Here is a 23,543-nt window from a genome sequence, read left to right as displayed (position 1 = left end):
ACGCGTGCCGTGGTCGGGAATGCCACCGGCATCACATTCCTGGGAGGAGTTTGACCGGAATTTGCAAGATTTGACAACTCGACCACACCGCCTCCCGGGGCTCACTCAAGGCCCTCACCGGCGGACCAGGCCGGCTGTTCCATCGGCAGATGGCCAAACCGCAGGCAAAAGTCCAGCCAGTCCGCCAGAAAGGCATTCACTTGCACCTTTTCATCCGGGTGGTGCATGAAACGGTTGGGGTAGTCGTTAGCGGGGGCGATCCGGCGGTCCCGGTAGCAGCTGATCACTTCCGCCATGGCGGCGTCGTGGTAGACCCGCACCGTCATCTCGGGGTTATTCAGCCAGCGCCCGGCGTTGTGGGTCTGCTCCAGCAACAGGGTTTCGGTGTAGCGGGCGGTCTGCAGCACCTGGATCCGCACCCGTCCCAGATACAGATGCTCCCGGTGCAGCTCGAACTCGCTGACCGGGCAACCGGCCACTTCCAGCTGCCGCAACCGGTGCAACCGCTGATAGTTGCCTTCACACAGGGCGCCCAGCTGGCGCAGGTCCGGAACATAGGGTTTGGGCCGGCGGATCCACTCGGTCATTGGCCGGCCTCCCGACGCAGCCGCGGCCGGTTCAGCTCCAGCCATTGCAGGGCGATGATGGCCGCAGCATTGTTGATCCGGCCGTCGTGCACCATGGCCATGGCCTCGCTTGCCGCCAGCACATGGGCGCGGATGTCTTCGTGTTCATGCTCCACGCCGAACAGACCTCCGGCATGCTCGCTGGATACCAGGCCGCAGTACAGATGAACCATTTCGGTGCTGCCCCCGGGCGACACCAGATACTCGCAGATCCGCTCCAGTTGCCGAAAGGTAAGGCCCGCTTCTTCCTGACCTTCCCGCCGGGCCACCTGTTCCGGGCTCTCGCCCTCCTCGTTCATGCCCGCCACCAATTCCAACAGCCAGGGCGACTGGTCACGCCCCAGGGCTCCAAGGCGAAACTGTTCCAGCAGGACCACCTCGTCCCGGACAGGGTCGTACGGCAGGACACACGTGGCGTCACCACGAACAAACAGTTCCCGGGTGAACACCGGCATCTCGCGGCCGTCGAAACGCGGGTGGGTCAACCAGAGTTTGTCCATCCGGAAAAAGCCCTGAAAAACCGTCTCGCGCTTTTTGATCTTGACGTCACTGGCGTCGAACTGGAACAGCCTGGTCATCGCACACCCCTTCGTGGAACCGACTCAGAACGATAGCCTCAGGCTCCGGGGGAATGCAAGCCGGCACCGGGGCGGCCGGCGTTGCGCGGGCCGCCCCGGCGGGCAAGATCAGACCTTGTCGTACAGTTTGCTGCCGCCCTCCAGAAATTCCCGGGATTTTTCCCGCAGGCCCACATCCACGGCCGAGGCTTCATCCACGCCTTTTTCCCGGGCATAGTCACGCACTTCCTGGGAGATCTGCATAGAGCAGAACTTGGGCCCGCACATGGAGCAGAAATGCGCCACCTTGGCCGACTCCTTGGGCAGGGTTTCATCGTGGAAGGCCCGGGCGGTGTCTGGATCCAGCCCGAGGTTGAACTGGTCTTCCCAGCGGAATTCAAAGCGCGCCTTGGACAGCGCATTGTCACGAATCTGAGCCCCCGGGTGCCCCTTGGCCAAATCCGCGGCATGGGCCGCAATCTTGTAGGTGATGATGCCGGTTTTGACGTCGTCCTTGTTCGGCAGTCCCAGGTGCTCCTTGGGCGTGACATAACAGAGCATGGCGCAGCCATACCAGCCGATCATGGCGGCGCCGATACCGGACGTGATGTGGTCGTAGCCGGGCGCGATATCGGTCACCAGCGGCCCGAGCGTATAGAACGGCGCCTCGTCACAACACGCCAGCTGCTTCTCCATGTTTTCCCTGATCAGGTGCATGGGCACATGTCCCGGACCCTCGATCATCACCTGGACATCGTGCTTCCAGGCAATCTTGGTCAACTCGCCCAGGGTCTCCAGCTCACCGAACTGGGCGGCATCGTTGGCATCCGCGATGGAGCCGGGCCGCAGTCCGTCGCCCAGACTAAAGGCAACGTCGTAGGCTTTCATGATCTCGCAGATGTCCTCGAAGTGCTCGTACAGGAAACTCTCGCGATGATGGGCGAGGCACCACTTGGCCATGATCGAGCCCCCCCGGGATACGATGCCGGTGACCCGGTTGGCCGTCAGCGGTACATGGTGCAGGCGCACGCCGGCGTGGATGGTGAAATAGTCCACGCCCTGCTCGGCCTGTTCGATCAGTGTGTCACGGAAGATCTCCCAGGTCAGGTCCTCCGCCACGCCCCCAACCTTCTCCAGGGCCTGATAGATGGGCACGGTACCGATCGGCACCGGTGAATTACGCACGATCCACTCCCGGGTTTCGTGGATGTTCTTGCCGGTGGACAGGTCCATGATGGTGTCGGCCCCCCAGCGAATGCCCCAGGTCAGCTTTTCCACTTCTTCCTCGATGGAAGAGGTGACTGCGGAGTTGCCGATGTTGCCGTTGATCTTCACCAGGAAGTTGCGGCCGATGATCATCGGTTCCGATTCCGGGTGGTTGATGTTGGCGGGAATGATGGCCCGGCCCCGGGCCACTTCGTCGCGGACGAATTCGGGCGTGATTTCCTTCGGCAGGCTGGCTCCGAACGACTGACCGGGGTGCTGCTGGTCCAGCAACCCCTGCTCCCGGGCCTCCTGCAGCTTCATGTTCTCCCGGATCGCCACGAACTCCATTTCCGGAGTAATGATGCCACGGCGGGCGTAGTGCATCTGGGTGACATTGCACCCGGGCTTGGCGCGCAGGGGCTTGCGGGCTTCGGTAAAGCGCAGGGGATCCAGCTGCGGGTCGCGCATGCGCCGGCGGGTGTACTCGGACGAGTAGTCCCCGAGCGTTTCCACATCCCCCCGCTCGGTGATCCAGCCAGCCCGCAACGGCGCCAGCCCCTTGCGCAGGTCAATGCGGGCTTCGGGGTCGGTATAGGGCCCGGAGGTATCGTAGACCACCACCGGGGGGTTGCGCTCACCGCCCATGGCTGTAGGGGTGTCCCCCACCCGGATCTCCCGCATGGGGACCTGGATGTCGGGCCGGCTGCCCTGCACGTAGATTTTTCTGGAGTTGGGCAGGGGTTCGACGGCGGCGGAGTCAACTTTCGCGGAATCACTGAGGAAGGAAGGCAGGTCTGTCATCATTCGCTCCCGGAACTTGGGCCGTATGGATCGGGTCGCGCATGACGGAGTCGGAACTTCCCGCGAGGTCGGCCGCCGGGGGCCAGGGTCGCGAGTTGTGCCGGGTCTTAATTTCCTACGCCGGTATTATCCGGATCAGGTCGCGGGTTCTGCAAAGCAATCTCAGCCGATCGGCCTTCTGGCCCGACCAGCACCCCGTCAAGACGCGTGCGTATTCGGTAATGCCTACATTTATGTGGCATTTGCAAGTGTAGAGCCGGGGCCAATTATTGTCCATAATGGCCGTCCATGAGCCTGCCGGATTCCTGTCGGACCCAGCCGATGACAGCCCGGCCGACGCCCCCCTTGAACTGGCGCTTTCGTGCACAGGTATTCAGGAGCAAGAATGAAAAAGCGATTGATTTCCGGACTGATCGGTCTCATGGCAGCGCATCCCGTGTGTGCCCTGGACCTCGTCGAAACCTACGAAAAGGCCCTGTCCTACGATTCCGGTATCGCCTCGGCCCAGGCCAGCTACGAGGCCCAGCAAGCCGCCAGTGAAGTCACCCGAAGTGCGCTGCTGCCGCAAGTCGGTGCCTACGCCGAAGCCGACCACTACGATGTCGACGGCGAACTGGTGGATGAAAGTTACAAGTCCACCGGCTATGGTGTTCAACTGACCCAACCGCTGTTCCAGGCGGACGCCTGGTTCCGCTATGACGCGAGCAAATTTCAGACCGAAGCCGCTCGGGCGCAATACAATCTGGCCCAGCAGCAGCTGATCCTGGATGTCGCCTCGGCCTACTTCAATGTGCTCCGGGCCCAAGACACGGTCACCACGGCCCGGGCCACCGAGGCCGCGATCCAGCGGCAGTATGAGCAGGCCCAGGAACGTTTTGATGTGGGGCTTATCGCCATCACCGAGGTGTACGAGGCCCGCGCCAGCTATGACGACAGTAAAAGCCAGCGCATCGCCGCGGAAAACCAACTCAACGTGGCCCGCGAACAGCTGGCCCGCCTGACTGGGGAATACCCCGAAGCCCTTGAGAACCTGAAACAGACATTCCCGTTGGGCCGGCCCGACCCCATGGATCCATCGGCCTGGGAAACCACCGCCCTGGCCCAGAACTGGTCGATCCAGGCGGCCCTGCAATCCCTCAATGCCAACAAGGCCAGTCTCAAGGTCGCCAAGGCCGGCCACTACCCCACTCTGGACCTGACCGCGTCCTATGGCGACACCCAGATCGACGGAGGCGGGCCGACCCAGGGTGACGCCACCCAGGGGCTGATCGGCCTGACTCTGAACGTTCCCATCTACACCGGCGGCGGCACCTCCGCCGGGGTGCGTCAGCAGCGCTCGCTGGTCACCGTGGCCGAACAGGACCTGAACACCGTCCGCCGGGACGTGCGCGTAAACACCCGCAGCCTGTTCCTGACCGTCAACAACAACATCGAGACCGCCTCCGCCCTGGAGAAAACCATTCTGTCCCGGCGCAGCGCCCTGGACGCCACCCGGGCAGGCTACGAGGTCGGTACACGCAACATCGTGGAAGTTCTGGATGCCGAGCGGGCGTACTATGTGGCGCTGAGGGACTACGCCAACGCCCGCTACGATTACGTCATCAACACCCTCAAACTCAAACAGGCCGCTGGCACCCTGAGTCCGCAGGATCTCATTGCCCTGAACAACTGGCTGAGCGAGACGGCACCCGGGATCGAAGCCCTGGCCACCGAGGACAACACTCTGGACGATCCCACCCAGTAATCTCTGCGCCCCGGGGGCACGGCCGCCTGGTCGTGCCCGTTGCGGGTCAGACCCGGCCCACCACCCCGGCCACCACCTTATCCAAGGCGCCCCGGTTTTTCTCCACCACCCGCAGCGCCCGCTGCCCGGCCGCCGCCCGCCGATCCGGATCGGAGCACAGGGCGATCAACTGCCTCGCCAGATCCTCGGCGCCCGACACCATCCCCACCGCGGCATCGTCCAGCAGTCGCTGATAGATCGTCTCGAAGTTGAATACGTGTGGCCCCGAAAACACCGGAATGCCCCAGGCCGCCGGTTCCAGCGGATTGTGCCCGCCCCGGTCAACCAGGGAGCCGCCGACAAAGGCCATGTCGCTGGCGCCATAGAGCATCATCAGTTCGCCCATGGTATCGCCAAGGTAGACCTGAGCGCCGGCCGGGTCCTGGTTCCGGCTCCGACGGGCCAGGGACAGCCCCTGATCGGAGACCTGGCCGGCAACCGAGTCAAAGCGTTCGGGGTGCCGGGGCACCAGAATCAGCAGGGCATCGGGGTGGGCCGCCAGCAGCCGCCGGTGCGCCGCCAGCACCGGGCTCTCCTCGCCGGCGTGTGTGCTGCCCGCCACCCACACTGGCCGGTCACCGAACCGGGCCCGAAGCTGCCCGGCGGCTTCCCGTACCCCGGCCGGGATATCCACGTCAAACTTGACACTGCCAGTGACGTCAACCCGGTCCGGTGCCACCCCAATGCGGCGAAACCGCTCGGCGTCGCTGTCTGCCTGTGCCGCCACCCAGCTGATGTCCCGCATCACCGGCAACGCCAACGGGCGAATGCGCTCGTAGCCCCGGGCGGAGCGTTCGGACAGACGGGCATTGACCAGAAACACCGGGACCCCTCGCACGCGGCTCTGGCGGATCATATTGGGCCAGATTTCGGTTTCCATGATCACCAGAATGCGGGGCTGAACACGGTTCAGAAAACGCCGCACCGCGCCCGGCGTATCGTAGGGCGCATAGGCATAGGTCACCTGGTCGCCGAACATGCGCTTCGCCTGGGCCAAGCCGGTGGCGGTCATCGCGGTCATCAGCACCGAGGCTTCCGGCAACCGCTCAAGCAACCGACGGACCATCGGGCCCGCGGCCACCGTTTCCCCAACGGAAACGGCATGAACCCAGACCACCGGCCCCTGGAGCCGAGGCGCCAGCCCCAACCGATGCCGCCAGTTCCGGCGCAGTTCGGGGGTCCGGCGACCCCGCCACCACAGGCGCAGAAAGATCAGCGGCAGGGCCAGACGGACAAGCTGGGAATAAAGAAACTGGAACACGCAGGACTCCCGGCAAAACAGTACGTTATCATAGCGAGAAACCAACCCGGGGCGGCATCTTGCCCGGGGACAGACGAGTTGTCGACAGAAGGTTCACGGTTTTGAAGAAGAAGCACCGCAAACTTCCCAGAAACACCGATTACGCAGCTTACCGACATCCTCGCTGGTGGCCAACCTGGGCCCTGATCGGCCTCATGTGGCTGGGGGCCCAGTTGCCGATCCGCTGGCAATGGCCATTGGGCCGGGCGGCCGGCTGGCTGGCCTGGAAATTCGCCCACGAGCGCCGGCGCATCACGGAGATCAACATCCGCCTGTGCTTCCCCGAACGCTCTGAGCGGGAGCAGGCCGCGCTGGTACGCAGGAGCTTTCTCGCCAACGGCATCGGCCTGATGGAGCTGGGGATCGCCTGGTTCCGCGACCCGGCCAAGCTGACCGGTATCACCCGGGTACACGGCATCGAGCACTACCGGCAGGCACTGGCGGAGGGGAAGGGCGTCCTGCTGCTGGGGGCCCACTACAGCACCCTCGACCTGGGCGGCAGCCTGGTCACCGAGTACATCGAAGCCGACGTCATGCAGCGGGACCACAACAACCCATTGATGAACGCCGTGATGACCCGGGCCCGAGAACGACGCTATGGCACGGTCCTGGGCGCACGGGACCTGCGCGGCCTGTTCCGGTGCCTGCGCCAGGGGCGCACGGTCTGGTACGCCACCGACCAGGACTACGGCCGCAAGGACATCGTGTTCGCCCCGTTCTTCGGCATCCCCGCCGGCACCATCACCGCCACCTCCCGCATCGCCGAGCGCAGCGGCTGCCGAGTGGTCCCGTTCAGCCATTTCCGGCACCCGGACCGGCCGGGCTATGACATCTACTTCCACCCGGCGCTGGAGAACTTCCCCAGCGGCGACGACCTGGCGGACGCCACCCGGATCAACCGCATCATCGAGCAGGAAATCCGCAAGGCACCGGATCAATACCTGTGGATGCACCGCCGGTTCAAAACCCGACCTAACCGGAACGACCCCGGCTTTTACGGGCGCAAGGCGAAGAAACGACGCCGCCGTTGAGGCCGCATACCCCGACCGATGTCGCTCCCGGAAATCCCTGACGCCCGGCCGCGTTCGCGCCCCGGGCGCTGTGCTAAACTGGCCCGCTGTTAAAAGACCTAGTGATCACCCATGAGCAAGCTGAAGTACTTTCTGGTTGCTGGCCTGCTGCGACTGGCCGGCTCGTTGCCGCTGGCCGTAGCCCAGACCATCGGCCGGTGGGCGGGCCTGCTTGCCTGGCGGCTGGGCGGCAACGCCCGCAAAGTGACCGATACCAATATCCGGCTGTGCCTGCCGGAACTGTCCGAACACCAGAGCCGGCAGCTTTCCCGGGAGTCTCTCATCCATACTGGCATGACCACTCTGGAGATCCCGCTGATGTGGGAGTGGCCGGTGGCAAAGTGCCTGGGCCTGATCCGGGAAACCGAAGGGTTGGAGCTGGTGGACGAAGCCCTGGCGTCTGGCCGGGGGCTGATCCTGCTGGCCCCCCACCTGGGCAACTGGGAGCTGGCGGGCCTGTTCTTCTCCTCCCGCTACCGAATGGCGGCCCTGTACAGCCCGCCCCACATCCGCGAGCTGGAGGATTACATGATTCGCGTGCGCGGGCGTCTGGGATCCGAGCTGGTGCGGGGGGACCGCAAGGGCCTGATCCGGCTGATGGCGATTCTGAAGGAGGGTGGCGTCGCGGGCATCCTTCCAGACCAGTCGCCCCGGAGTAAAACCAATGCCTACGCGCCGTTTTTCGGCATCGACGTGCTGACCATGACGCTGGTGAACAAACTCATGCGCAAGACGGGCGCCACCGCCCTGGTCACCTACGCCGAGCGCCTGCCCGGCGCCCAGGGGTTCCGGATTCGGGTAACCCGCGCCGAACCGGGGCTGGACCATGACGATCCGGTGGTTGCCGCCACCGCGCTCAACCGCTCCATCGAGGCGGTGGTCCGCCACTGCCCGGCACAGTATCAGTGGGAATACAAACGCTTGCGGCACCGGCCACCGGGCCAACCCAACCCCTACAATCAGGGGCGCACCTGCTGACCCCCACACCGGTATCAGGACGACGCAACCCATGGCAGAGCACGGAAATAAAGGCCAGGCACCGGTGGTTTGGCTGCTAACCGATAACAAGCCGGGCCACCGCAACCAGCTGCGGGGCTTGGCCGAACGACTTCAGGCCCGGGCCGGCGCCCACGGTGTCTGGATCAACGCCAGCGATCATCCGGTCTCCCTGATCCAGGCTCTGCTGGGCCGGGCCCCCGGCATCGATGCCCCCGCCCCGGACTTGATCATTGCGGCCGGGACGGGCACCCAGCGACTGCTGCTGGCATGCCGGCGGCTGGGAGCCCTGACGGTGGTCCTGATGCGCCCGTCCTTCCCGCTGGCTTGGTGCGACCTGGCGATCATCCCGGCCCACGACGAGCCCCCCCAACGCCCGGATATTCTGGTCACCCGGGGCGTCCTCAACGCGGTGGTCCCCCAGACCGTACCGGTCCACGATCCCCGGGGACTGATGCTGCTGGGAGGCCCCTCCCGGCACTACCGCTGGGACGATGCGCACGTCTATCAACAGGTGCTGACACTGACCGAGGAATACCCGGAATGGCACTGGACCGTCACCACGTCCCGACGCACCCCGGCCGAACTGGTTGACAGGCTCCGGGCACTGACCCGCCCCAATCTCCAATATCTTCACCACCAGCAGACGCCGCCGTCCTGGCTGCCCGAAACGCTGGCGGCGTCTCGGGTTGCCTGGGTCACACCGGACAGCGTTTCCATGGTATATGAAGCCATAACCACGGGCCTGCCCACGGGCCTGTTTGATCTTGCGCCGATCCAAGGCAGCCGGATTGCGCGCGGAGTACAGGGACTGCTGACCGATGGGATGGCGGCCCCCTGGTGCACACGCCGGGTGTTGATGGCAACCGAGCCGGGGCAGCGGCCCACCCTGTGGGAGGCCGACCGGGCCGCACAATGGCTACTGGAACAGTACAAGGAGCATCGATGAAAGTGCTGCAGGTTCTCCCCGCGCTCAACAGCGGCGGCGTCGAGCGCGGAACCGTGGAATTTGCCCGGGAACTGGTGAGGCGGGGCCACGAGTCCCTGGTGCTGTCGTCCGGCGGCCTGCTGGTAGCGCAGCTGGAGCAGGAAGGCTCCCGGCACATTACCCTGCCGGTGCACCGCAAATCGCTGGCGTCGTTCGGCCAGGTCCGCCCGGTGCGCGCCCTGATCCAGTCCCTGAAGCCGGATGTCATCCATATCCGCTCACGCCTGCCGGCCTGGATCGTGTGGCTGGCTTGGCGCAAGCTGCCGGCCCGGGAGCGGCCGGCCCTGGTGAGCACCTTTCATGGCATGTATTCGGTCAATGCCTACAGCGCGATCATGGCCCGCCCCCGGCACCTGATCGCCATCTCCCGCTGTGTGGAGCAGTACATCCTGGACAACTACCGGGTGGACCCGTCCCGCATCACCGTCATCCAGCGTGGCGTGGATACCCGGGCGTTCTCCCCCGGCGCCCCCGCGGCTGAGTGGGTCGCCGCACTTTACCGGGACTACCCCCAATTCAGGGACCGGAAGCTGGTGCTGATGCCCGGCCGACTGACCCGCTGGAAAGGTCAGGAGACGTTTCTGGAGATGATGGCGCGGCTGGTCAAACAGGCGCCCGGGGTGCACGGCGTGGTCGTGGGCGGTGCCGAACCCACAAAAGAAGCTTACCGGGCCGAACTTGAGGCCCGGGCCCAGGCCCTGGGGCTGGGTGCCCATGTCACCTTCACCGGCCACCGTTCCGACATCGCCCAGTTCTACCGTCTGGCGGATGTGGTCTGCCACATGTCCAGCAAACCGGAACCCTTTGGTCGCACCCTGACCGAAGCCCTGGCCGTGGGCACCCCGGTGGTGGCCTTCAACCGGGGCGGCGCGGCGGAGTCACTGTCGGCGTGCTTCCCCGACGGCCTGGTTCCCCCGGATGACCTGGGCGCGTTTGCAGGAAAGGTCCAGGCGCTGCTGGGGCAGTCTCCCCGAATCGAAATCCAGCCGGAATTCCGCCTGGAACACCAAGTCGAGGCGACCCTGGATGTCTACCGCCGTGCCCTCGGGGAACCCTAATGACCCCATCCTCGCCAATTGCTAAACTACGCCTTTTCCAGATCACAGGATGCGCCATTCCATGCGAGTACTGCACATTGCCTATCAACAGCTCCGACGCTACGGCAAAACACGGGTCAGCTGGGCGCAGAAGCTGACCAACGGCCTGATCCGGAACAACCACTTTGTTTCCGTATTCAGTGACCGCGATGTGGCCGCCTTTGAAGCGCCGTTCGGCATCCGTGATCTGGGCCGGAAAAAGGCCAATCAGAAACTGCTGGAAACCGTGGAAGCGGTTGAGCCGGATCTGGTCATTGCCGGCCACTGCGACATCATCAGCAACGACACCCTGGCCGAGATCCGCAAGCGCAATCCGTCGGTGACCATCGTCCACTGCAACAACGATCCCCTGTTTGTGCCCGACAACGTGGAACGGATCAAACACCGGGCGTCAGTCACAGATGCAGTATTCGTATCCACCGGCCGCCGCGAGCTGACCATGTTCGAGGGCCTCGGTGCCCGCGTCTACCATATGCCCAACCCGGTCGACCCGGCCATCGAGTGCATGAACAATGCCGAACGCACCGATCTGGATATCGACCTGCTGTTCTGCAGCAACAGCACGAACTTCACCAAGCGCCTGGAGCTGGTCAAATGGCTTAAGGACACGCTGGGTGATGAACTGAACTTCAAGACCTTCGGCAGCTTCGGTGAGCCGCCGGTCTGGGGGCGCGATTACGACCGGGCGCTGGCCCGCACCCGCATGGGCCTCAACCTGAACCGGCAGGAAGGGCACTATTGGTACTCCTCGGCCCGCATGGCACAGCTCGCCGGCAACGGCATTCTGCAGTTTACCCACAGCGGTCCCCGGTTCGACGAGCTGATGCCGCCGGAGAGCATTGTCTACTTCAACGACCGGGACGACCTGCTGGCCAAAATCCGGGAGTTCCACCACGACGACGCCAAGCGCCAAGCCTGGGCTGCCCGGGCACGGGATTTTTTCCATACGGAAATCAACGCCACCCTCTATGCCCAGTACATCGTCGAAGCGTCCCTGTTGCAGCCGTTCAGCCACGACTATGTCTGGGCCCGCGATATCAACCTGGACGGCAGCTTGAAATGACCCTGGTCCTAAAGACACAGAAACCCTTCGCCCAGGGCGGCAACCGGCTGTGTTTCGTACATCCGAACCACCCGGACCGCTGTATCAAGGTCCGGCGGCCAGACTTTTCGCTGGCCGATCGCCGCCGCAAGAAGGGTTTCCCGAAAAACTTAAAACCCCTGTCCAGCTTTGATGACAACCGGGAAGAATTCAGGGTCATGACCATTTTTGAGCGACGCTACGGTGACCGGATTTTTCAGCATGTCAGTCGCTGCTATGGATTCACCGATACGGACCTTGGCGCCGGACTGGTATCGGAACTGATCCGGGATGCCAATGGCTCCATTTCAGAAACGCTCAAGAAATATCTTTGGGACAACGGCTTGACCGAAGACTGCCAGAAAGCCATCAGCCAACTGGGCCATTTCTGGCAGAGAGAAGCCGTCCCGTCCCGGGACCTGCTGTTACACAATATCGTGGTACAAAAGGGCGCCGATGGTCAGATAATGCGACTGGTGGTCATTGATGGACTAGGCAACGCCGGCCTGATTCCGTTTCGCTGGCTACCGGGTGCTGTCCAGCATCACAAGGCAGGCAGAAAGGTCACCAATCTGCACAAGCGAATCAGAGATCTGCTGAACCAGCGTGGCCAGGGCGAGTTTCCCGGTTACCACGGGCTACTGCTACACGATGGACGCGCCCAAGGCGAAGATCTGTCTCCAGAAAACCAGGAATACATGGAGCAACCCGGAGACAAAGCTTCTTCATGAATCAGATTCACAATCCCCATTTACGTGTTGCCCAGGTGCTGGCCGGTGCGGCCCGGGGTGGCGCCGAAAACTTTTTTGTCCGCCTAGTCAGTGGCCTTCAAGCCAGCGGCCACCTGGGGCAGAAAGCCTTTATCCGGGCGCACCAGCATCGCATGGATGCCCTGGCATCCGCCGGTGTTCCCGTTGAAGGCTTCCGCTTTGGCGGTTCCCTGGACGTTTTCGGACGCCTGCGCTATCGCCGGGCTCTGCGCCGCTTCCGCCCGGATATCGTCATGACCTGGATGAACCGGGCCAGCATCAGTACCCCGCCCGGGGACTACACCCTGATCTGCCGCCTGGGCCATTACTACAACCTGAAGTACTACCGCCACGCTGACTACTGGGTCGGTATTTCCCGCGGCATCTGCGACCACCTCATCCAAGGAGGCATGCCTGCGGAGCGGGTCTTTCACATCCCCAACTTCGCCGATGAAACACCGGTAGCCCCCCTGCCCCGGGACAGTTTCAACACGCCCGCGGACCGGCCTTTGATCCTGGCCGCCGGACGCCTGCATGTGAACAAGGGATTCGACATCCTCCTTCAGGCCATGACCCGCGTCCCGGATGCCATTCTGTGGCTGGCCGGCAGTGGGCCGGAAGAAGAGTCACTGAAAACACTGTGCGCAGAGCTGAAACTGGAGGATCGTGTCCGCTTTCTGGGCTGGCGCAACGATGTCACCCGCCTGATGCGCACCGCAGATCTGTTTGTCTGCCCCTCCCGGCACGAGGGACTGGGCTCTATTGTGATGGAGTCCTGGGCTCACGAATGTCCCATTGTCGCCACCAATTCACAGGGGCCCGGGGAGCTGATTGACTCCGGCCAGACCGGTCTGGTTACACCGGTGGACGAACCGGAGCCCCTGGCCAAAGCCATTCAGACCCTGCTGGATCACCCACAACAGGCGCAGCAGCTGGTCACCAATGCCCGGGATCTGTACTGGAAAAAATACAGCCAGGCGGTTGTTGTTCAGCAGTATCTTGATTTCTACCACCAGGTTCATCGGAAATGACAGAAGCATCCACAAAAACGCGCTACTGGATCATCACTCTCACCCCGAACTCTGAGCGTACCCGTGCGCTTGTCAGCTCACTTGAGGATCAGGGCATTCATCCCCGAATCTTTCAGGCGGTGGATGGACGCAGATCTATGCCGGAGCTGGAACCAGGAGAGGAGATTGCCAGATTCCGCTCCCGGCTCAAACGTCTGTGCGACCTGACTTCAGCAGAAGTCGGCTGTTATCTCTCCCACCTGCGCCTGATCAAACAGGCGTTAGCGGCGGACGAACGAGCCATATGCATTCTGGAAGATGATGTCAGACTTGAGCCCAACTTTGCTCACATTATGGCCGAGATTGAACAGCTTCCGGAACATATTGAAATGGTTCGCCTTATGGGGCTCAAAATCCGCAAGCGAAAAATCATCCAGCCTCTGGGGAAGGGATGCCACCACTTGGTTCGTCCGGAAAGGGGGTGGTTGGGCACTCAGGCATACTTTATCAACCGAGCCGGTATGGATAAGGTTCTCCGCTATGGCAGCAGGATTCGTGAACCAATTGACAAATTCTATGACCATTTCTGGGAGCACGGCCTGAGAGTTTTTGGAGTCGAGCCGCACTTGGTTTTTGAGGACAACCAGAGTGCCTCCTCAATCCAGAAATCCAACGAAAAACGAGCCCGCGTCCCTCTCTATTATTACTGGTTACACCCCTTAGCCAAAGGTCTTTTCAGCCTAGGCCGCCATTGGCATTTAACCGTAAATCGCAACGAATATTACCCCGCCACCTTCCCAGAAAGATCCATGGGGCGCAGTGCCAGAATACGACGCTGAATGTTCTTCGGGTCAACTTCACTCTACAGTTCCCAGGCATCACCACCATAAGCCTTGCAATAATACGGTAGCACCTATGAAAATCATGCTCGTTTTCGGTACCCGCCCCGAAGCCATCAAGATGGCCCCCGTGATCAACCGCCTGCGGGACACGGATTGTGAAGTGCGTGTGTGCGTCACGGCGCAGCACCGCCAAATGCTGGACCAGGTCCTCGCCCTGTTTGACATCCCGGTAGACCATGATCTGAACCTGATGAGGCCGAATCAGGATCTCACCGATATCACCGCCGGTGTTCTGGTGGGCCTGAGAGAAGTTCTCACGCAGGAACGTCCGGACTGGGTGGGCGTGCACGGCGACACCACCACAACGATGGCCGCCAGCCTCGCCGCCTACTATCAGCAGATTCCGGTGTTTCACGTAGAAGCCGGACTGCGCACCGGCAACATCTACGCCCCCTGGCCGGAAGAAATGAACCGGCGCATCGTCGGCCGTCTGGCCAATCTGCATTTTGCCCCAACCCCCAACGCAGCGGACAACCTTGCCCGGGAAGGCGTTGCTCCCGAAACCATTCTCGTCACCGGCAATACCGTGATCGACGCCCTGCTTCATACGGTGGACACACTCAACCGGCAAGACGCATTGCGGCGAACATGCCGCACAGCCATCGGCCTCGACCAGATCCCGCCCCATCGCCATCTGCTGTTGGTAACCGGACACCGTCGGGAGAACTTCGGTACCGGCTTTCAGAGCATCTGCCAGGCCTTGCGGGAACTGGCGACACGCCACCCAGACCTGGCGATCGTGTATCCGGTACACCTCAACCCCAACGTCCGGCAACCCGTGCACGACTGGCTCTCGGGACTGGCCAATGTGCACCTGATCGAGCCCCTGGACTACTTGCCTTTCGTGTATCTGATGCAACAGGCCACCCTGGTTCTGACCGACTCCGGAGGCATTCAGGAGGAAGCACCGTCACTGGGCAAGCCGGTTCTGGTTATGCGGGAGACCACCGAGCGCCCAGAGGCGGTGGCGGCCGGAACCGTCCAACTGGTCGGCACGAATGCCGCGCGGATCGTGAGCGAAACCGAGCGTCTGATGCTTGACGCCGCAGCCTACGAGCGGATGTCCGTTGCCCATAACCCCTATGGAGACGGACACGCCGCGGACCGCATCGTCTCTCACCTCGTATCCATGTCGCAGTAACCATGGGAGGCCCCGATGAAAATTGTCATGCTGACAAATGAGTTTCCGCCCAGCATTGGCGGCGTTCAGACCCACGTACACGAGCTGGGCCGGGCGCTCGCCCAGCAGGGACACGACGTGCACGTGCTGACCCGCTGGAAAGACACGCGCACACAACGGGAAGAGAACCTGGATGGAATTCACGTTCACCGAGTCCGTTTGGCCAACAGCCACTGGCTCTATGACTGGCAGCTCAGGCGCCACATACAACGACTCCATCGCCAGTCACCGATCGATATCCTCCACGTTCACGGCATGAGGCCGCTGAAGGCCTGTGCGGGCCTGAACCTTCCCGTCGTGTTCACCAATCACACCTCGTCCTTTCTGAAAAGAGTGCACCAGGGGCAGAAAGTGCTCGACAAAATGGCCGCCCAGCTTCAGGTTGCCGACCTGGCACTGGCTCCCAGTGAAGAGCTTGCCGAGGCCACGCGCCGTTGCGGATACACCAAGCCGGTGACCTTCATCGCCAACGGTGTCGACGTCGAAAAATTCTCACCGGGCGAGTCCCAGCTGCGCACGCGGCTTGGCATTCCCAGGGACGCGTTCGTGGTCACCCTGGCCCGTCGGCTGTATGAAAAAAACGGCGTGCTCTACCTCGCACGGGCATTTGCACAGCTCGACCACCCTGGGCTTCACCTGATCGTCGCGGGTGACGGCAGTGAACGCCAAGCCTTCGAGCAGATCATCCGGGATGCGGGCAAGCAGGAACAGCTGCACATGCTTGGCGGCGTCGCCAACAGCGACATGCCTGATCTCTACCGGGCCAGCAACCTTTCCGTGCTGCCTTCCCTACTGGAAGCCACCAGCATTGCTGGCCTGGAAGCCATGGCGTGCGGTCTGCCCCTGGTAGGGACCCGTGTCGGCGGAATTCCCGCGATCCTGCGCCACGACGACAACGGCTTGCTGGTCGAGCCCAGGCGGCCGGACCAGCTTGCCCAGGCCATCCAAACACTGGCCGCCGATCCGAGTCTGTGCGCGCGGATGGGGGCACGAAGCCGTCAGCGGGCCGTCGAGGAATTTTCCTGGCAGGCCATCGCCGGCCGTACACTTCACGCCTACCAACAACTGCGGTAGCCGGATTGGCCGCAATCACCCCCAATGTCCCAAACCATGCCGAACAACATCATGACCATCAACACTGCCCCCCCTCCAGCCCCCCCCGTCACCCGGGAGCGGCTCATCCGACTGGCCGGGTTGTTGATTCTCGCCGCCTTCAGCGCCACGTATCTTCTCTCGGAGGACGCCGCCCGGTATCTCAAGCCCCTGCTGCTGCTCATGGGATGGGGTGGCTTCTGCCTGTTTGGCGGCACACTCAGACGGAGCGCACCGGCCCTCTTCCTGATCTCGGCCCTCGTCATTGTACTGGCCTCGTGGGGCCTGTCCTGGCTCGATCACCCCCAGTGGGCCGAAAGCTCTCCCAAAGTCCATCGACTGACCAACTGGTGCGTCTTTATCGCCGTGGCCTGGCTGCTGAGGGGCAAAAGTTCCTGGACCCTGGCGGTCTGGAGCCTGGCCGGCCTGGCCCTGCTGGTTACACCATGGGTTCGGGGAGACGGCATCCAGGAATGGCTGAACGGGCTCAATGGTGCACGGGTCGACTTTGGCCTCAACAATGCCCAGCACACCGGCATGCTCACGGGCACGGTTTTTCTGGGAATCCTCGCTTACACACGGAAGATACTGACGCCAGGCCGATGGCAATGGGCCCGCACGCTGGGTTGGGTGGCGGCCCTTGTCGTTTTTGGCACCGCCGTGGTGATCAGCCAGACGCGGGCGGTGTGGATCGGAGTGTTCGCCGCGCTCTGCCTTTATTTCATTGGCTTCCTGGTCTGGATATGCCGGATGCCGCCTCAGTACAAGGCGCGCATGCTCCTGGCCACGCTCAGTGGCCTGATATGCCTCACAGCCCTGGCCGTCTACACGCTCGAACCGGTCATCGAGAAACGACTCCAAGCAGAACACGAAATCATCGAGGGGCTGGCGTCGCTGAAGCTCAAAGACGACGAGTTTTCCAGCATTTCCTACCGCACCAACAGCTGGAAAGCCGCCATTCCCTGGATTCTGGACCGCCCGCTGATAGGTTGGGGCGGCAATGGGCGCGGCCTCGTCCTTGAGCACTCCCCCAACCTGCCCGACTGGTTTATGGCCAAAACCGGCCATCTGCACAGTACCTATGTAGACACCCTGGTGAACTTCGGCCTGCTTGGGCTGGCTCTGTTTCTGGGGATCCTGGGGTGGACACTGGTCCGGGCATGGCAAGCCTGGCGACAGGATTACATGAGCAGCGAGATGTTCCTGTTCCTGCTCGCGTTTTCCATATACTGGCTGACCATCAACCTTACCGAGTCCTATATGTACTATTCCACCGGGCAATATGCCTTTGCCCTGGTGATCGGCGGCATGGTGACCCGCATATGGCGCATGCAGGCAGACCGGAAGTGGCCGTCTACGAACCGAACCACGGATGCTTGACTTACTCCGGCTGCGGCACCCTTGCGGAGAACCGGTAGCCGGCAAGAATTTTTCTGGCAACGAGGCGATCGGCAAATGCCTTGTTCCGCGCCCTGAACGCGCGTCTCACCGCCTCAGGGTCCGGCAGACAGGCGCCGGAGGCCTCCAGCTCCAGTCCCCGCAACGTCGTCACCAGCGCCCGTTCATCCCCGCGATCGTACTGCACGACCTTTTCCGGGGGGAGACCCAAGCCTGAAAACAAGCTATGAAACTTGGATGAATAGCCAATCAGGGCCACGGTTCTTCCGGACAGCAGCCCCCAATAGGCACCATGATAGGAGTTTGTGACGATCGATTTCGACCGGGCCAGGGCTTCGGAAAAGGCTTGCTCCGCGCAGTTGTTGTACAGCAGCTCCCAGCCCCGGTGTCGGGCAACTGTGGCCAGCTCGGCAAGTTCGCCTTCCCCGGAGACCTTGGGGTCCGCGTTTAGGAACAGCAGGGTATTCTGGGAGGTAACCGGGCTGTCCAGCATGCGGTGAAGGCAGCTGCAGCAGGGGACAAAGTGCGTATCGTCGACAACCCGATTCCGGTCCCGGCAGCTCCATTCAAGAAATGGCAGATGGTTTATCGGCTCCGGGTCCGCCACATCCCGAAGGGACTCCCCCACGCCCCACAGCACGGTTTTTTGGGGATCAATGCCGTGCTTCTGAACTCGAATGTCATTAGGTCACGGGCTTTCAGGCCGGACAATTGGCCCAGATCGACTCGCAGTACCCGCTGATTCCTTTCGAGAGACTCCAGCAACGGGGTGATCAGGCTGTTGAACCCTGCCCCTTCCGGCCTCAGGCATACCGTTCGCAACCTCTGGTTGACCGCTTCGGACACCATGGAAGCACTGTCCTCCGTGATCAGGACAGTGTCGGAACGACCGAGCAGGTCGCGCAACCCGGACCGGTCGCCCCGCCCCCAGACAACAAGCTCGTCCACCCACTCAGGATGCTGTCTGGCGAACGCCATCAAGGTCGTCTCCGCCGTGGCACCGGTTCTGGGCGAGGTACTGACGATCCATTGTATCCCCAGCGCGCGGGAGAGCCGCTCCATTTCCTGGCAGAGCAACCGGAAAAATTCCTCCCCGTAGTGATAGCCTTTGGCATCTCCCCCCACGATCAACGACCAGACAGGCGTTGAAGTCCGATCCGGCATCGTGGCTTTGGCCGGCGCCCCGTATACCTCGGTCGGCAAGGTTTCCAGCACGATGTCTGCATCCGCGCAGAACGTGGAGGGCGTCGACACGACGGTGTCGAAATCCCGTGTTGAGAAATGCCTTGGCGCTCCCAGAAAGACGGTTCTCGCCCCGGTGCCCGCGCCGAGAATCATGGCCGGGTACTCAAAGGGAGGTGTCTTGGCGATAATGACGTCCCGATCCGTCACCCGGACATAACCGTGCCTGAGCGCCAGCCAGGACAGGACCGCTGCAAACGGTCGAATACCTCCGGTCGACCGTTTCAGACGGACCAAAAGCCGACAGAAAAGACGAAACAGCTTGGATCGTGAACGCAGTTCGAACCGCTGCCTCATCACCGTATGTTCCGGAAAGATAGACTTCGCGATGGCCGCCAGCTGCTGATTGCTGCCATGGTGCCTCGACTGAAGTATAAACACCGTCCCTTTCACCACCGTCCCCATCACCAGATTTCCCCGGCCCGCCAGCCCCTGGTACAGCGGCATAAAAAAACCGCACCACGTGAGTGCGGTTTCAGCCGACTGTGAATCCAGAGAACCGCCAGCGGCTTCGCTCAGTGGACCAATGTGAGCCAGTGGCCAAACTGGTCACTCCGCCCCTTGACGGCATCGAAGTACATGGCCTGCAACTTCTCGGTCAGCGGGCCCCGCTTGCCGGCGCCGATCACCCGGCCGTCCAGCTCCCGGATCGGCAGCACTTCGGCCGCGGTGCCGGTAAAGAAGGCTTCGTCCGCGATGTAGATTTCGTCACGGGTAATGCGCCGCTCGCGCACCGGGATGCCCAGTTCGCGGGCGAATTCGATGATGGTCGCGCGGGTGATCCCCTCAAGGCAGGAGGTGAGCTCTGGCGTGTGCAGAACCCCGTCCCTCAGGATGAAGATGTTTTCCCCGGAGCCCTCGGCAACGTACCCCTCGTTGTCCAGCAGCAGTGCCTCGTCGCAACCGCAGGCAATGGCTTCGTTCAGCGCCAGCATGGAGTTGATGTAATTGCCGTTGGCCTTGGCCTTGCACATGGTGATGTTGACGTGGTGCCGCGTGTAGGAGGAGGTCCGAACCTTGATTCCCCGCTCCCGGGCTTCCGGAGACATGTAGGAGGGCCAGCTCCAGGCCGCCACCATCACGTGGACCTTCAGGTTATCGGCGCGCAACCCCATGCCCTCGGAACCGAGGAACACCATCGGGCGCAGGTACGCCTCATCCAGGTTGTTCTCGCGCACCGCGGCGCGCTGGGCCTCGTTCACGTCGTCCTTGGTGAACGGCATCTTCATGTTGAGGATATGGGCGGAGCGGAACAGCCGGTCCGTATGCTCCTGGAGCCGGAAAATTGCCGGGCCGTTCGCGGTGTTATAGGCTCGCACACCTTCAAAACACCCAAGTCCATAATGCAGGGTATGAGTCAGCACATGGGTTTTGGCTTCCCGCCAGGGAACCATTTCGCCATCGAGCCAGATAAGGCCATCGCGATCAGCCATCGACATTCTGAGTTGCTCCTAAAAAAGCGGTTTTCGGGGAATCGGCATTCTAGCAGGAAATCTCGACGAAAATAAATTTAGCTTACTAATCAAGCATGACCTTGTGCCACATTTCGCGGATATAGGCCCGCTCCTCCGGAAACGCCTGCCCATCCACCTGGCTGTTCAGGTTTTGCAGGGCGCGGCGGTGAATCGTTGAGCGCAGAGTGATGAAGGATTCACGGAGCCGTTCGGTATCGTTCCGGGGCAACACACCAACCCGGCCCAGCTCTTCCAACTGGCGGATGTTGTCCGACCATCGCGTCAGCTCCGGGTAGTCTGCGCTCCAGGCAAGGACCAGATACTGGACCATAAACTCAATGTCGACGATACCACCGGCATCGTGCTTGATATGAAACACGTCCGCCCGCCGGGACTCGGGGGTTCCCAGGCTGGCCCGCATTTTCTCCCGCATCGCCACCACCTCCTGGCGCAGGCGCTCCCGGTCGCGGCGCTGGCACAGGATGTCACGGCGGATGGCTTCGAATGCCGACAGTGTCCCCCGGCCACCCGCCACCCCACGGGCCCGGGCCAGGGCTTGGTGCTCCCATGTCCAGGCTTCGTTGCGCTGGTACTTTTCAAACGCCGCCAAGGTCGACACCAGCAGGCCGGAGTTACCCGAAGGCCGAAGCCGCATGTCCACTTCGTAAAGCTGACCGGAAGGGGTCTGGGTGCTGAGGATGTGGACAATGCGCTGCCCCAGGCGCGTATAGAACACGGCGTTATCGATGGGCCTGTCGCCATCGGTGGTCAACGAGGGGTCGGCACCGTGGATGAACACCAGATCCAGGTCCGAGGTGTAGCCCAGCTCTATCCCCCCCAACTTACCGTAGCCGATGATGGCGAAGTCACTGGTGCAGGGCGAGCCGTCCGCCCGCCGGGGGTAACCGTGCCGGTTTACCAGGCTGGACAGAGCCAGCTCCACTACGTGATCCAGCACCACCTCGGCAATCCAGGTCAGATAATCGCTGACCTTCATCAAGGGCAGCGTGCCCTTGAGTTCCGAGGCGGCCACGCGCAGGGTGTGCGCCTTTTTGAAATGGCGCAGCGATTCCATCTGCTCCTCCAGATCGTCCTCGGGGATCCGAAGCATCTGCTGCCGCAGGTCATCCTCGAGCTCCTCCTTGGTGGGCGGATGGTACAGGCTCTCAGCATTGAGCAACTCGTCCAGCAGCAACGGCGTCTCTGCCAGCTGACGGGCGATCCAGGGGCTGTCACTGCACAATGAAACGAGCTGGGCACGTGCCCCCGGGTTCTCCAGCAGCAGCACCAGATAGGCCGTCCGGCGCAGCACGGCGTGCACCAGTTGCAGGACCCGGGACAGGGTTTCGGAGGGATGGGGTACCTCGGTCACGGCATCCAGCAGGACCGGCATGCACTGGTTGAGGCGCTGCCGCCCCTGGGTCTGCATGGTCTGGACCGTGCGACTGTCTCGCAATGCCCGAACCTCCCGATAGCTGTCCTCGGGCCGTTCATACCCCCGGCTACGCAACCAGGCCACGGCCGCCGCATCCTCCATCTCGGTCAGCCAGATCTCCTGCCACTCCTCGGCCAGGGCCGGCTCCTGACGCTCGTCCTCTTCACCGGAGGCAATGATATTGGCGAAATGGGCGGCAACCCGCTGGCGATGGCGCTCCAGTTCCGTGGCGAAGGCATCCCAGTCGTCAAAGCCCATGATCAGGGCTACCCGGGCACGATTCAGGGCATCCTCAGGCAGAACCTGGGTCTGCTTGTCGGCCACGCCTTGCAGGGCGTGTTCCAGGTTGCGAAGGAAGACGTAGGCCTGTCGCAGTTCTCCCACGACCCCCGGAGGAAGCAGCTCCAGGCGCTCCAGTTCGGACAGGATCGCCAGCAGCGCCCGCTGTTGCAGTTCCCGGTCACGTCCGCCCCGAATCAGCTGAAACGCCTGGACGACGAATTCGATTTCCCGAATGCCACCACGACCAAGCTTGATGTTGGTCTCCAGCCCCTTGCGGCGGACCTCCCGGCGAATCATGGCCTTCATGCTGCGCAGCGACTCGAACGCGGAAAAATCAATGTACTTCCGATAGACAAACGGGCGCAGGCTGTCCATCAGTACCGCGCCGGCCCGACGATCACCCGCCACCACGCGGGCCTTGACCATGGCATAGCGCTCCCAGTCCCGCCCCTGATCCTGATAGTACGCTTCCAAAGCGGCGAAACTGAGAGCCAGAGCCCCACTCTGCCCGTATGGGCGCAGCCGCATGTCGACGCGGAAAACAAAACCGTCGGCAGTCATCTGGTCCAGAGCCTGAATCAGGCGCTGCCCCAGGCGGATGAAGAACTGCTGGTTATCGACGGCCCGGCGCCCGCCACGGGTCTCGCCGTTGCTGGGAAAGGCGAAGATCAGATCGATGTCCGAGGACACATTGAGCTCACGGCCTCCGAGCTTCCCCATGCCCAGGACCACCATTGACTGGGGCACGTCCTCCCCGGTCACCGGGTCCGGACCATAGGGGGTCCCCAGCTGGTCACAGGTGTCGGGGTACAACCAGTCCAGTGCGGCCTGGATGCAGGTATCGGCAAAGTCACTGGCGGAGGTCATGGTTTCGTTCAGGTCGGCCCAGCGCAGCACATCCCGCCAGATGATCCGAAATTGAATCTCCCGCCGGAACCGGCGCAGGGCCGCGTGCAGAGAGGCTTCGTCCTGAACGCCGGCCAGGTGCTCCCGGCAGCGTGCCGCCAGGTACTCGGCGGTGGTCGGCTCGGACAACGGACGAGAGCGCACCAGCTCCGCCACCTGAGCCGGGTGGCGTTCAAGCACCTGGCACAGGAACAGGCTGCGGCCGAGGGCATCGGCAACCACCGTCTCGCCCATACCGCTGCCCCGCCCGAGCCAGCCTGGAACCCCATCCGGAAACACCGACGGCCAACGCTCGGCCACATCCCTGGCGATGGCCGGCGGCAAGGCATTCCATCGCTCGGACATAATGCAAACCCCTGTCTCTCTGTTATATTTCCGGTACTGTATA

20 protein-coding genes and 1 riboswitch are annotated in these 23,543 nt (G+C 62.6%); of the genes, 12 read left to right on the top strand and 8 right to left on the bottom strand.

Annotation, left to right across the window (positions count from 1 at the left end):
• Positions 1–101: 101 nt before the first annotated feature.
• The 3 genes from BTO32_RS04285 to thiC all read right to left on the bottom strand — a co-directional run bounded on the left by BTO32_RS04285 (position 102) and on the right by thiC (position 3,190).
• On the bottom strand, positions 102–587 hold the full coding sequence (locus tag BTO32_RS04285; protein WP_076723219.1) for a DUF1249 domain-containing protein: 486 nt from the start codon (positions 585–587) through the stop codon (positions 102–104).
• The gene (locus tag BTO32_RS04280) at positions 584–1,204 is read right to left on the bottom strand and encodes an NUDIX domain-containing protein (protein WP_076723218.1); all 621 of its coding nucleotides are present in this window, start codon (positions 1,202–1,204) and stop codon (positions 584–586) included. The genes BTO32_RS04285 and BTO32_RS04280 overlap by 4 nt, the downstream gene beginning before the upstream one ends.
• 108 nt (positions 1,205–1,312) lie before the next feature.
• A complete protein-coding gene (thiC, locus tag BTO32_RS04275) occupies positions 1,313–3,190 on the bottom strand; it encodes a phosphomethylpyrimidine synthase ThiC (protein WP_076723217.1) in 1,878 nt (625 codons plus the stop codon).
• 94 nt (positions 3,191–3,284) lie between these two features.
• A riboswitch (TPP riboswitch) is annotated at positions 3,285–3,398 on the bottom strand.
• 177 nt (positions 3,399–3,575) lie between these two features.
• On the opposite strand from thiC, the gene BTO32_RS04270 reads away from it, so the two are divergent.
• The gene (locus tag BTO32_RS04270) at positions 3,576–4,934 is read left to right on the top strand and encodes a TolC family outer membrane protein (RefSeq protein WP_076723216.1); all 1,359 of its coding nucleotides are present in this window, start codon (positions 3,576–3,578) and stop codon (positions 4,932–4,934) included.
• Between the two features lie 46 nt (positions 4,935–4,980).
• Here BTO32_RS04270 and waaA read toward each other — a convergent pair whose 3' ends face one another.
• Positions 4,981–6,234 (bottom strand): lipid IV(A) 3-deoxy-D-manno-octulosonic acid transferase, encoded by a 1,254-nt coding sequence (waaA, locus tag BTO32_RS04265; protein ID WP_076723215.1) that lies wholly within the window; start codon positions 6,232–6,234, stop codon positions 4,981–4,983.
• Between the two features lie 101 nt (positions 6,235–6,335).
• On the opposite strand from waaA, the gene lpxL reads away from it, so the two are divergent.
• The 11 genes from lpxL (at position 6,336) to BTO32_RS04210 (ending at position 17,818) form a co-directional block, all read left to right on the top strand.
• The gene (gene lpxL, locus BTO32_RS04260) at positions 6,336–7,304 is read left to right on the top strand and encodes an LpxL/LpxP family Kdo(2)-lipid IV(A) lauroyl/palmitoleoyl acyltransferase (RefSeq protein ID WP_076723214.1); all 969 of its coding nucleotides are present in this window, start codon (positions 6,336–6,338) and stop codon (positions 7,302–7,304) included.
• Positions 7,305–7,415: 111 nt separating this feature from the next.
• Positions 7,416–8,321: a lysophospholipid acyltransferase family protein gene (locus BTO32_RS04255; RefSeq protein WP_076723213.1), complete on the top strand. Its 906-nt coding sequence runs from the start codon at positions 7,416–7,418 to the stop codon at positions 8,319–8,321.
• 31 nt (positions 8,322–8,352) lie between these two features.
• A complete protein-coding gene (locus BTO32_RS04250; RefSeq protein WP_076723212.1) occupies positions 8,353–9,288 on the top strand; it encodes a mitochondrial fission ELM1 family protein in 936 nt (311 codons plus the stop codon).
• Positions 9,285–10,385, top strand: a complete 1,101-nt coding sequence (locus BTO32_RS04245) for a glycosyltransferase family 4 protein (RefSeq protein ID WP_076723211.1) — start codon at positions 9,285–9,287, stop codon at positions 10,383–10,385. The genes BTO32_RS04250 and BTO32_RS04245 overlap by 4 nt, the downstream gene beginning before the upstream one ends.
• Before the next feature lie 61 nt (positions 10,386–10,446).
• Positions 10,447–11,487, top strand: coding sequence for a glycosyltransferase family protein (locus tag BTO32_RS04240; RefSeq protein ID WP_076723210.1), 1,041 nt, complete (start codon positions 10,447–10,449; stop codon positions 11,485–11,487).
• Positions 11,484–12,236 carry a YrbL family protein gene (locus BTO32_RS04235; protein WP_076723209.1) on the top strand — a complete coding sequence of 251 codons (753 nt, stop codon included), beginning with the start codon at positions 11,484–11,486 and terminating at the stop codon, positions 12,234–12,236. The genes BTO32_RS04240 and BTO32_RS04235 overlap by 4 nt, the downstream gene beginning before the upstream one ends.
• Complete coding sequence (locus tag BTO32_RS04230; RefSeq protein WP_076723208.1) at positions 12,233–13,285, top strand: glycosyltransferase; 1,053 nt, start codon at positions 12,233–12,235, stop codon at positions 13,283–13,285. Before BTO32_RS04235 ends, BTO32_RS04230 begins: the two co-directional genes overlap by 4 nt.
• Positions 13,282–14,103, top strand: a complete 822-nt coding sequence (locus BTO32_RS04225; protein WP_076723207.1) for a glycosyltransferase family 25 protein — start codon at positions 13,282–13,284, stop codon at positions 14,101–14,103. Before BTO32_RS04230 ends, BTO32_RS04225 begins: the two co-directional genes overlap by 4 nt.
• Before the next feature lie 76 nt (positions 14,104–14,179).
• Positions 14,180–15,307 carry a non-hydrolyzing UDP-N-acetylglucosamine 2-epimerase gene (gene wecB / locus BTO32_RS04220; protein WP_076723206.1) on the top strand — a complete coding sequence of 376 codons (1,128 nt, stop codon included), beginning with the start codon at positions 14,180–14,182 and terminating at the stop codon, positions 15,305–15,307.
• Positions 15,308–15,322: 15 nt separating this feature from the next.
• The gene (locus BTO32_RS04215) at positions 15,323–16,420 is read left to right on the top strand and encodes a glycosyltransferase family 4 protein (RefSeq protein WP_076723205.1); all 1,098 of its coding nucleotides are present in this window, start codon (positions 15,323–15,325) and stop codon (positions 16,418–16,420) included.
• A 36-nt stretch (positions 16,421–16,456) separates the two neighbouring features.
• Positions 16,457–17,818 carry an O-antigen ligase family protein gene (locus BTO32_RS04210; RefSeq protein ID WP_175618635.1) on the top strand — a complete coding sequence of 454 codons (1,362 nt, stop codon included), beginning with the start codon at positions 16,457–16,459 and terminating at the stop codon, positions 17,816–17,818.
• Position 17,819: 1 nt separating this feature from the next.
• Here BTO32_RS04210 and BTO32_RS04205 read toward each other — a convergent pair whose 3' ends face one another.
• The 4 genes from BTO32_RS04205 to glnE form a co-directional block, all read right to left on the bottom strand.
• Positions 17,820–18,329, bottom strand: coding sequence for a hypothetical protein (locus tag BTO32_RS04205; protein WP_076723203.1), 510 nt, complete (start codon positions 18,327–18,329; stop codon positions 17,820–17,822).
• Between the two features lie 92 nt (positions 18,330–18,421).
• Positions 18,422–19,525, bottom strand: coding sequence for an ELM1/GtrOC1 family putative glycosyltransferase (locus BTO32_RS04200; protein WP_076723202.1), 1,104 nt, complete (start codon positions 19,523–19,525; stop codon positions 18,422–18,424).
• A gap of 68 nt (positions 19,526–19,593) precedes the next feature.
• Entirely contained in the window at positions 19,594–20,517 is a 924-nt protein-coding gene (locus BTO32_RS04195) for a branched-chain amino acid transaminase (protein ID WP_076723201.1), read from the bottom strand.
• Positions 20,518–20,596: 79 nt separating this feature from the next.
• Positions 20,597–23,500 carry a bifunctional [glutamate--ammonia ligase]-adenylyl-L-tyrosine phosphorylase/[glutamate--ammonia-ligase] adenylyltransferase gene (gene glnE / locus BTO32_RS04190; protein WP_076723200.1) on the bottom strand — a complete coding sequence of 968 codons (2,904 nt, stop codon included), beginning with the start codon at positions 23,498–23,500 and terminating at the stop codon, positions 20,597–20,599.
• Between the last annotated feature and the right edge of the window lie 43 nt (positions 23,501–23,543).

Source organism: Marinobacter lutaoensis (assembly GCF_001981305.1).
Classification (GTDB): domain Bacteria; phylum Pseudomonadota; class Gammaproteobacteria; order Pseudomonadales; family Oleiphilaceae; genus Marinobacter; species Marinobacter lutaoensis.
Note: the sequence above shows the minus strand (reverse complement) of the source record. Positions and strands in the feature narration are given on the sequence as shown.

Excerpts from the sequence above, each read along its gene's own strand:
- BTO32_RS04285 (WP_076723219.1), bottom strand. The coding sequence starts at position 587 with ATGACCGAGTGGATCCGCCGGCCCAAACCCTATGTTCCGGACCTGCGC.
- BTO32_RS04280 (WP_076723218.1), bottom strand. The coding sequence starts at position 1,204 with ATGACCAGGCTGTTCCAGTTCGACGCCAGTGACGTCAAGATCAAAAAG.
- thiC (WP_076723217.1), bottom strand. The coding sequence starts at position 3,190 with ATGACAGACCTGCCTTCCTTCCTCAGTGATTCCGCGAAAGTTGACTCC.
- BTO32_RS04270 (WP_076723216.1), top strand. The coding sequence starts at position 3,576 with ATGAAAAAGCGATTGATTTCCGGACTGATCGGTCTCATGGCAGCGCAT.
- BTO32_RS04255 (WP_076723213.1), top strand. The coding sequence starts at position 7,416 with ATGAGCAAGCTGAAGTACTTTCTGGTTGCTGGCCTGCTGCGACTGGCC.
- BTO32_RS04250 (WP_076723212.1), top strand. The coding sequence starts at position 8,353 with ATGGCAGAGCACGGAAATAAAGGCCAGGCACCGGTGGTTTGGCTGCTA.
- BTO32_RS04245 (WP_076723211.1), top strand. The coding sequence starts at position 9,285 with ATGAAAGTGCTGCAGGTTCTCCCCGCGCTCAACAGCGGCGGCGTCGAG.
- BTO32_RS04240 (WP_076723210.1), top strand. The coding sequence starts at position 10,447 with ATGCGAGTACTGCACATTGCCTATCAACAGCTCCGACGCTACGGCAAA.
- BTO32_RS04235 (WP_076723209.1), top strand. The coding sequence starts at position 11,484 with ATGACCCTGGTCCTAAAGACACAGAAACCCTTCGCCCAGGGCGGCAAC.
- BTO32_RS04230 (WP_076723208.1), top strand. The coding sequence starts at position 12,233 with ATGAATCAGATTCACAATCCCCATTTACGTGTTGCCCAGGTGCTGGCC.
- BTO32_RS04225 (WP_076723207.1), top strand. The coding sequence starts at position 13,282 with ATGACAGAAGCATCCACAAAAACGCGCTACTGGATCATCACTCTCACC.
- wecB (WP_076723206.1), top strand. The coding sequence starts at position 14,180 with ATGAAAATCATGCTCGTTTTCGGTACCCGCCCCGAAGCCATCAAGATG.
- BTO32_RS04215 (WP_076723205.1), top strand. The coding sequence starts at position 15,323 with ATGAAAATTGTCATGCTGACAAATGAGTTTCCGCCCAGCATTGGCGGC.
- BTO32_RS04210 (WP_175618635.1), top strand. The coding sequence starts at position 16,457 with ATGCCGAACAACATCATGACCATCAACACTGCCCCCCCTCCAGCCCCC.
- BTO32_RS04205 (WP_076723203.1), bottom strand. The coding sequence starts at position 18,329 with ATGCTGGACAGCCCGGTTACCTCCCAGAATACCCTGCTGTTCCTAAAC.
- BTO32_RS04200 (WP_076723202.1), bottom strand. The coding sequence starts at position 19,525 with ATGCCGCTGTACCAGGGGCTGGCGGGCCGGGGAAATCTGGTGATGGGG.
- BTO32_RS04195 (WP_076723201.1), bottom strand. The coding sequence starts at position 20,517 with ATGTCGATGGCTGATCGCGATGGCCTTATCTGGCTCGATGGCGAAATG.
- glnE (WP_076723200.1), bottom strand. The coding sequence starts at position 23,500 with ATGTCCGAGCGATGGAATGCCTTGCCGCCGGCCATCGCCAGGGATGTG.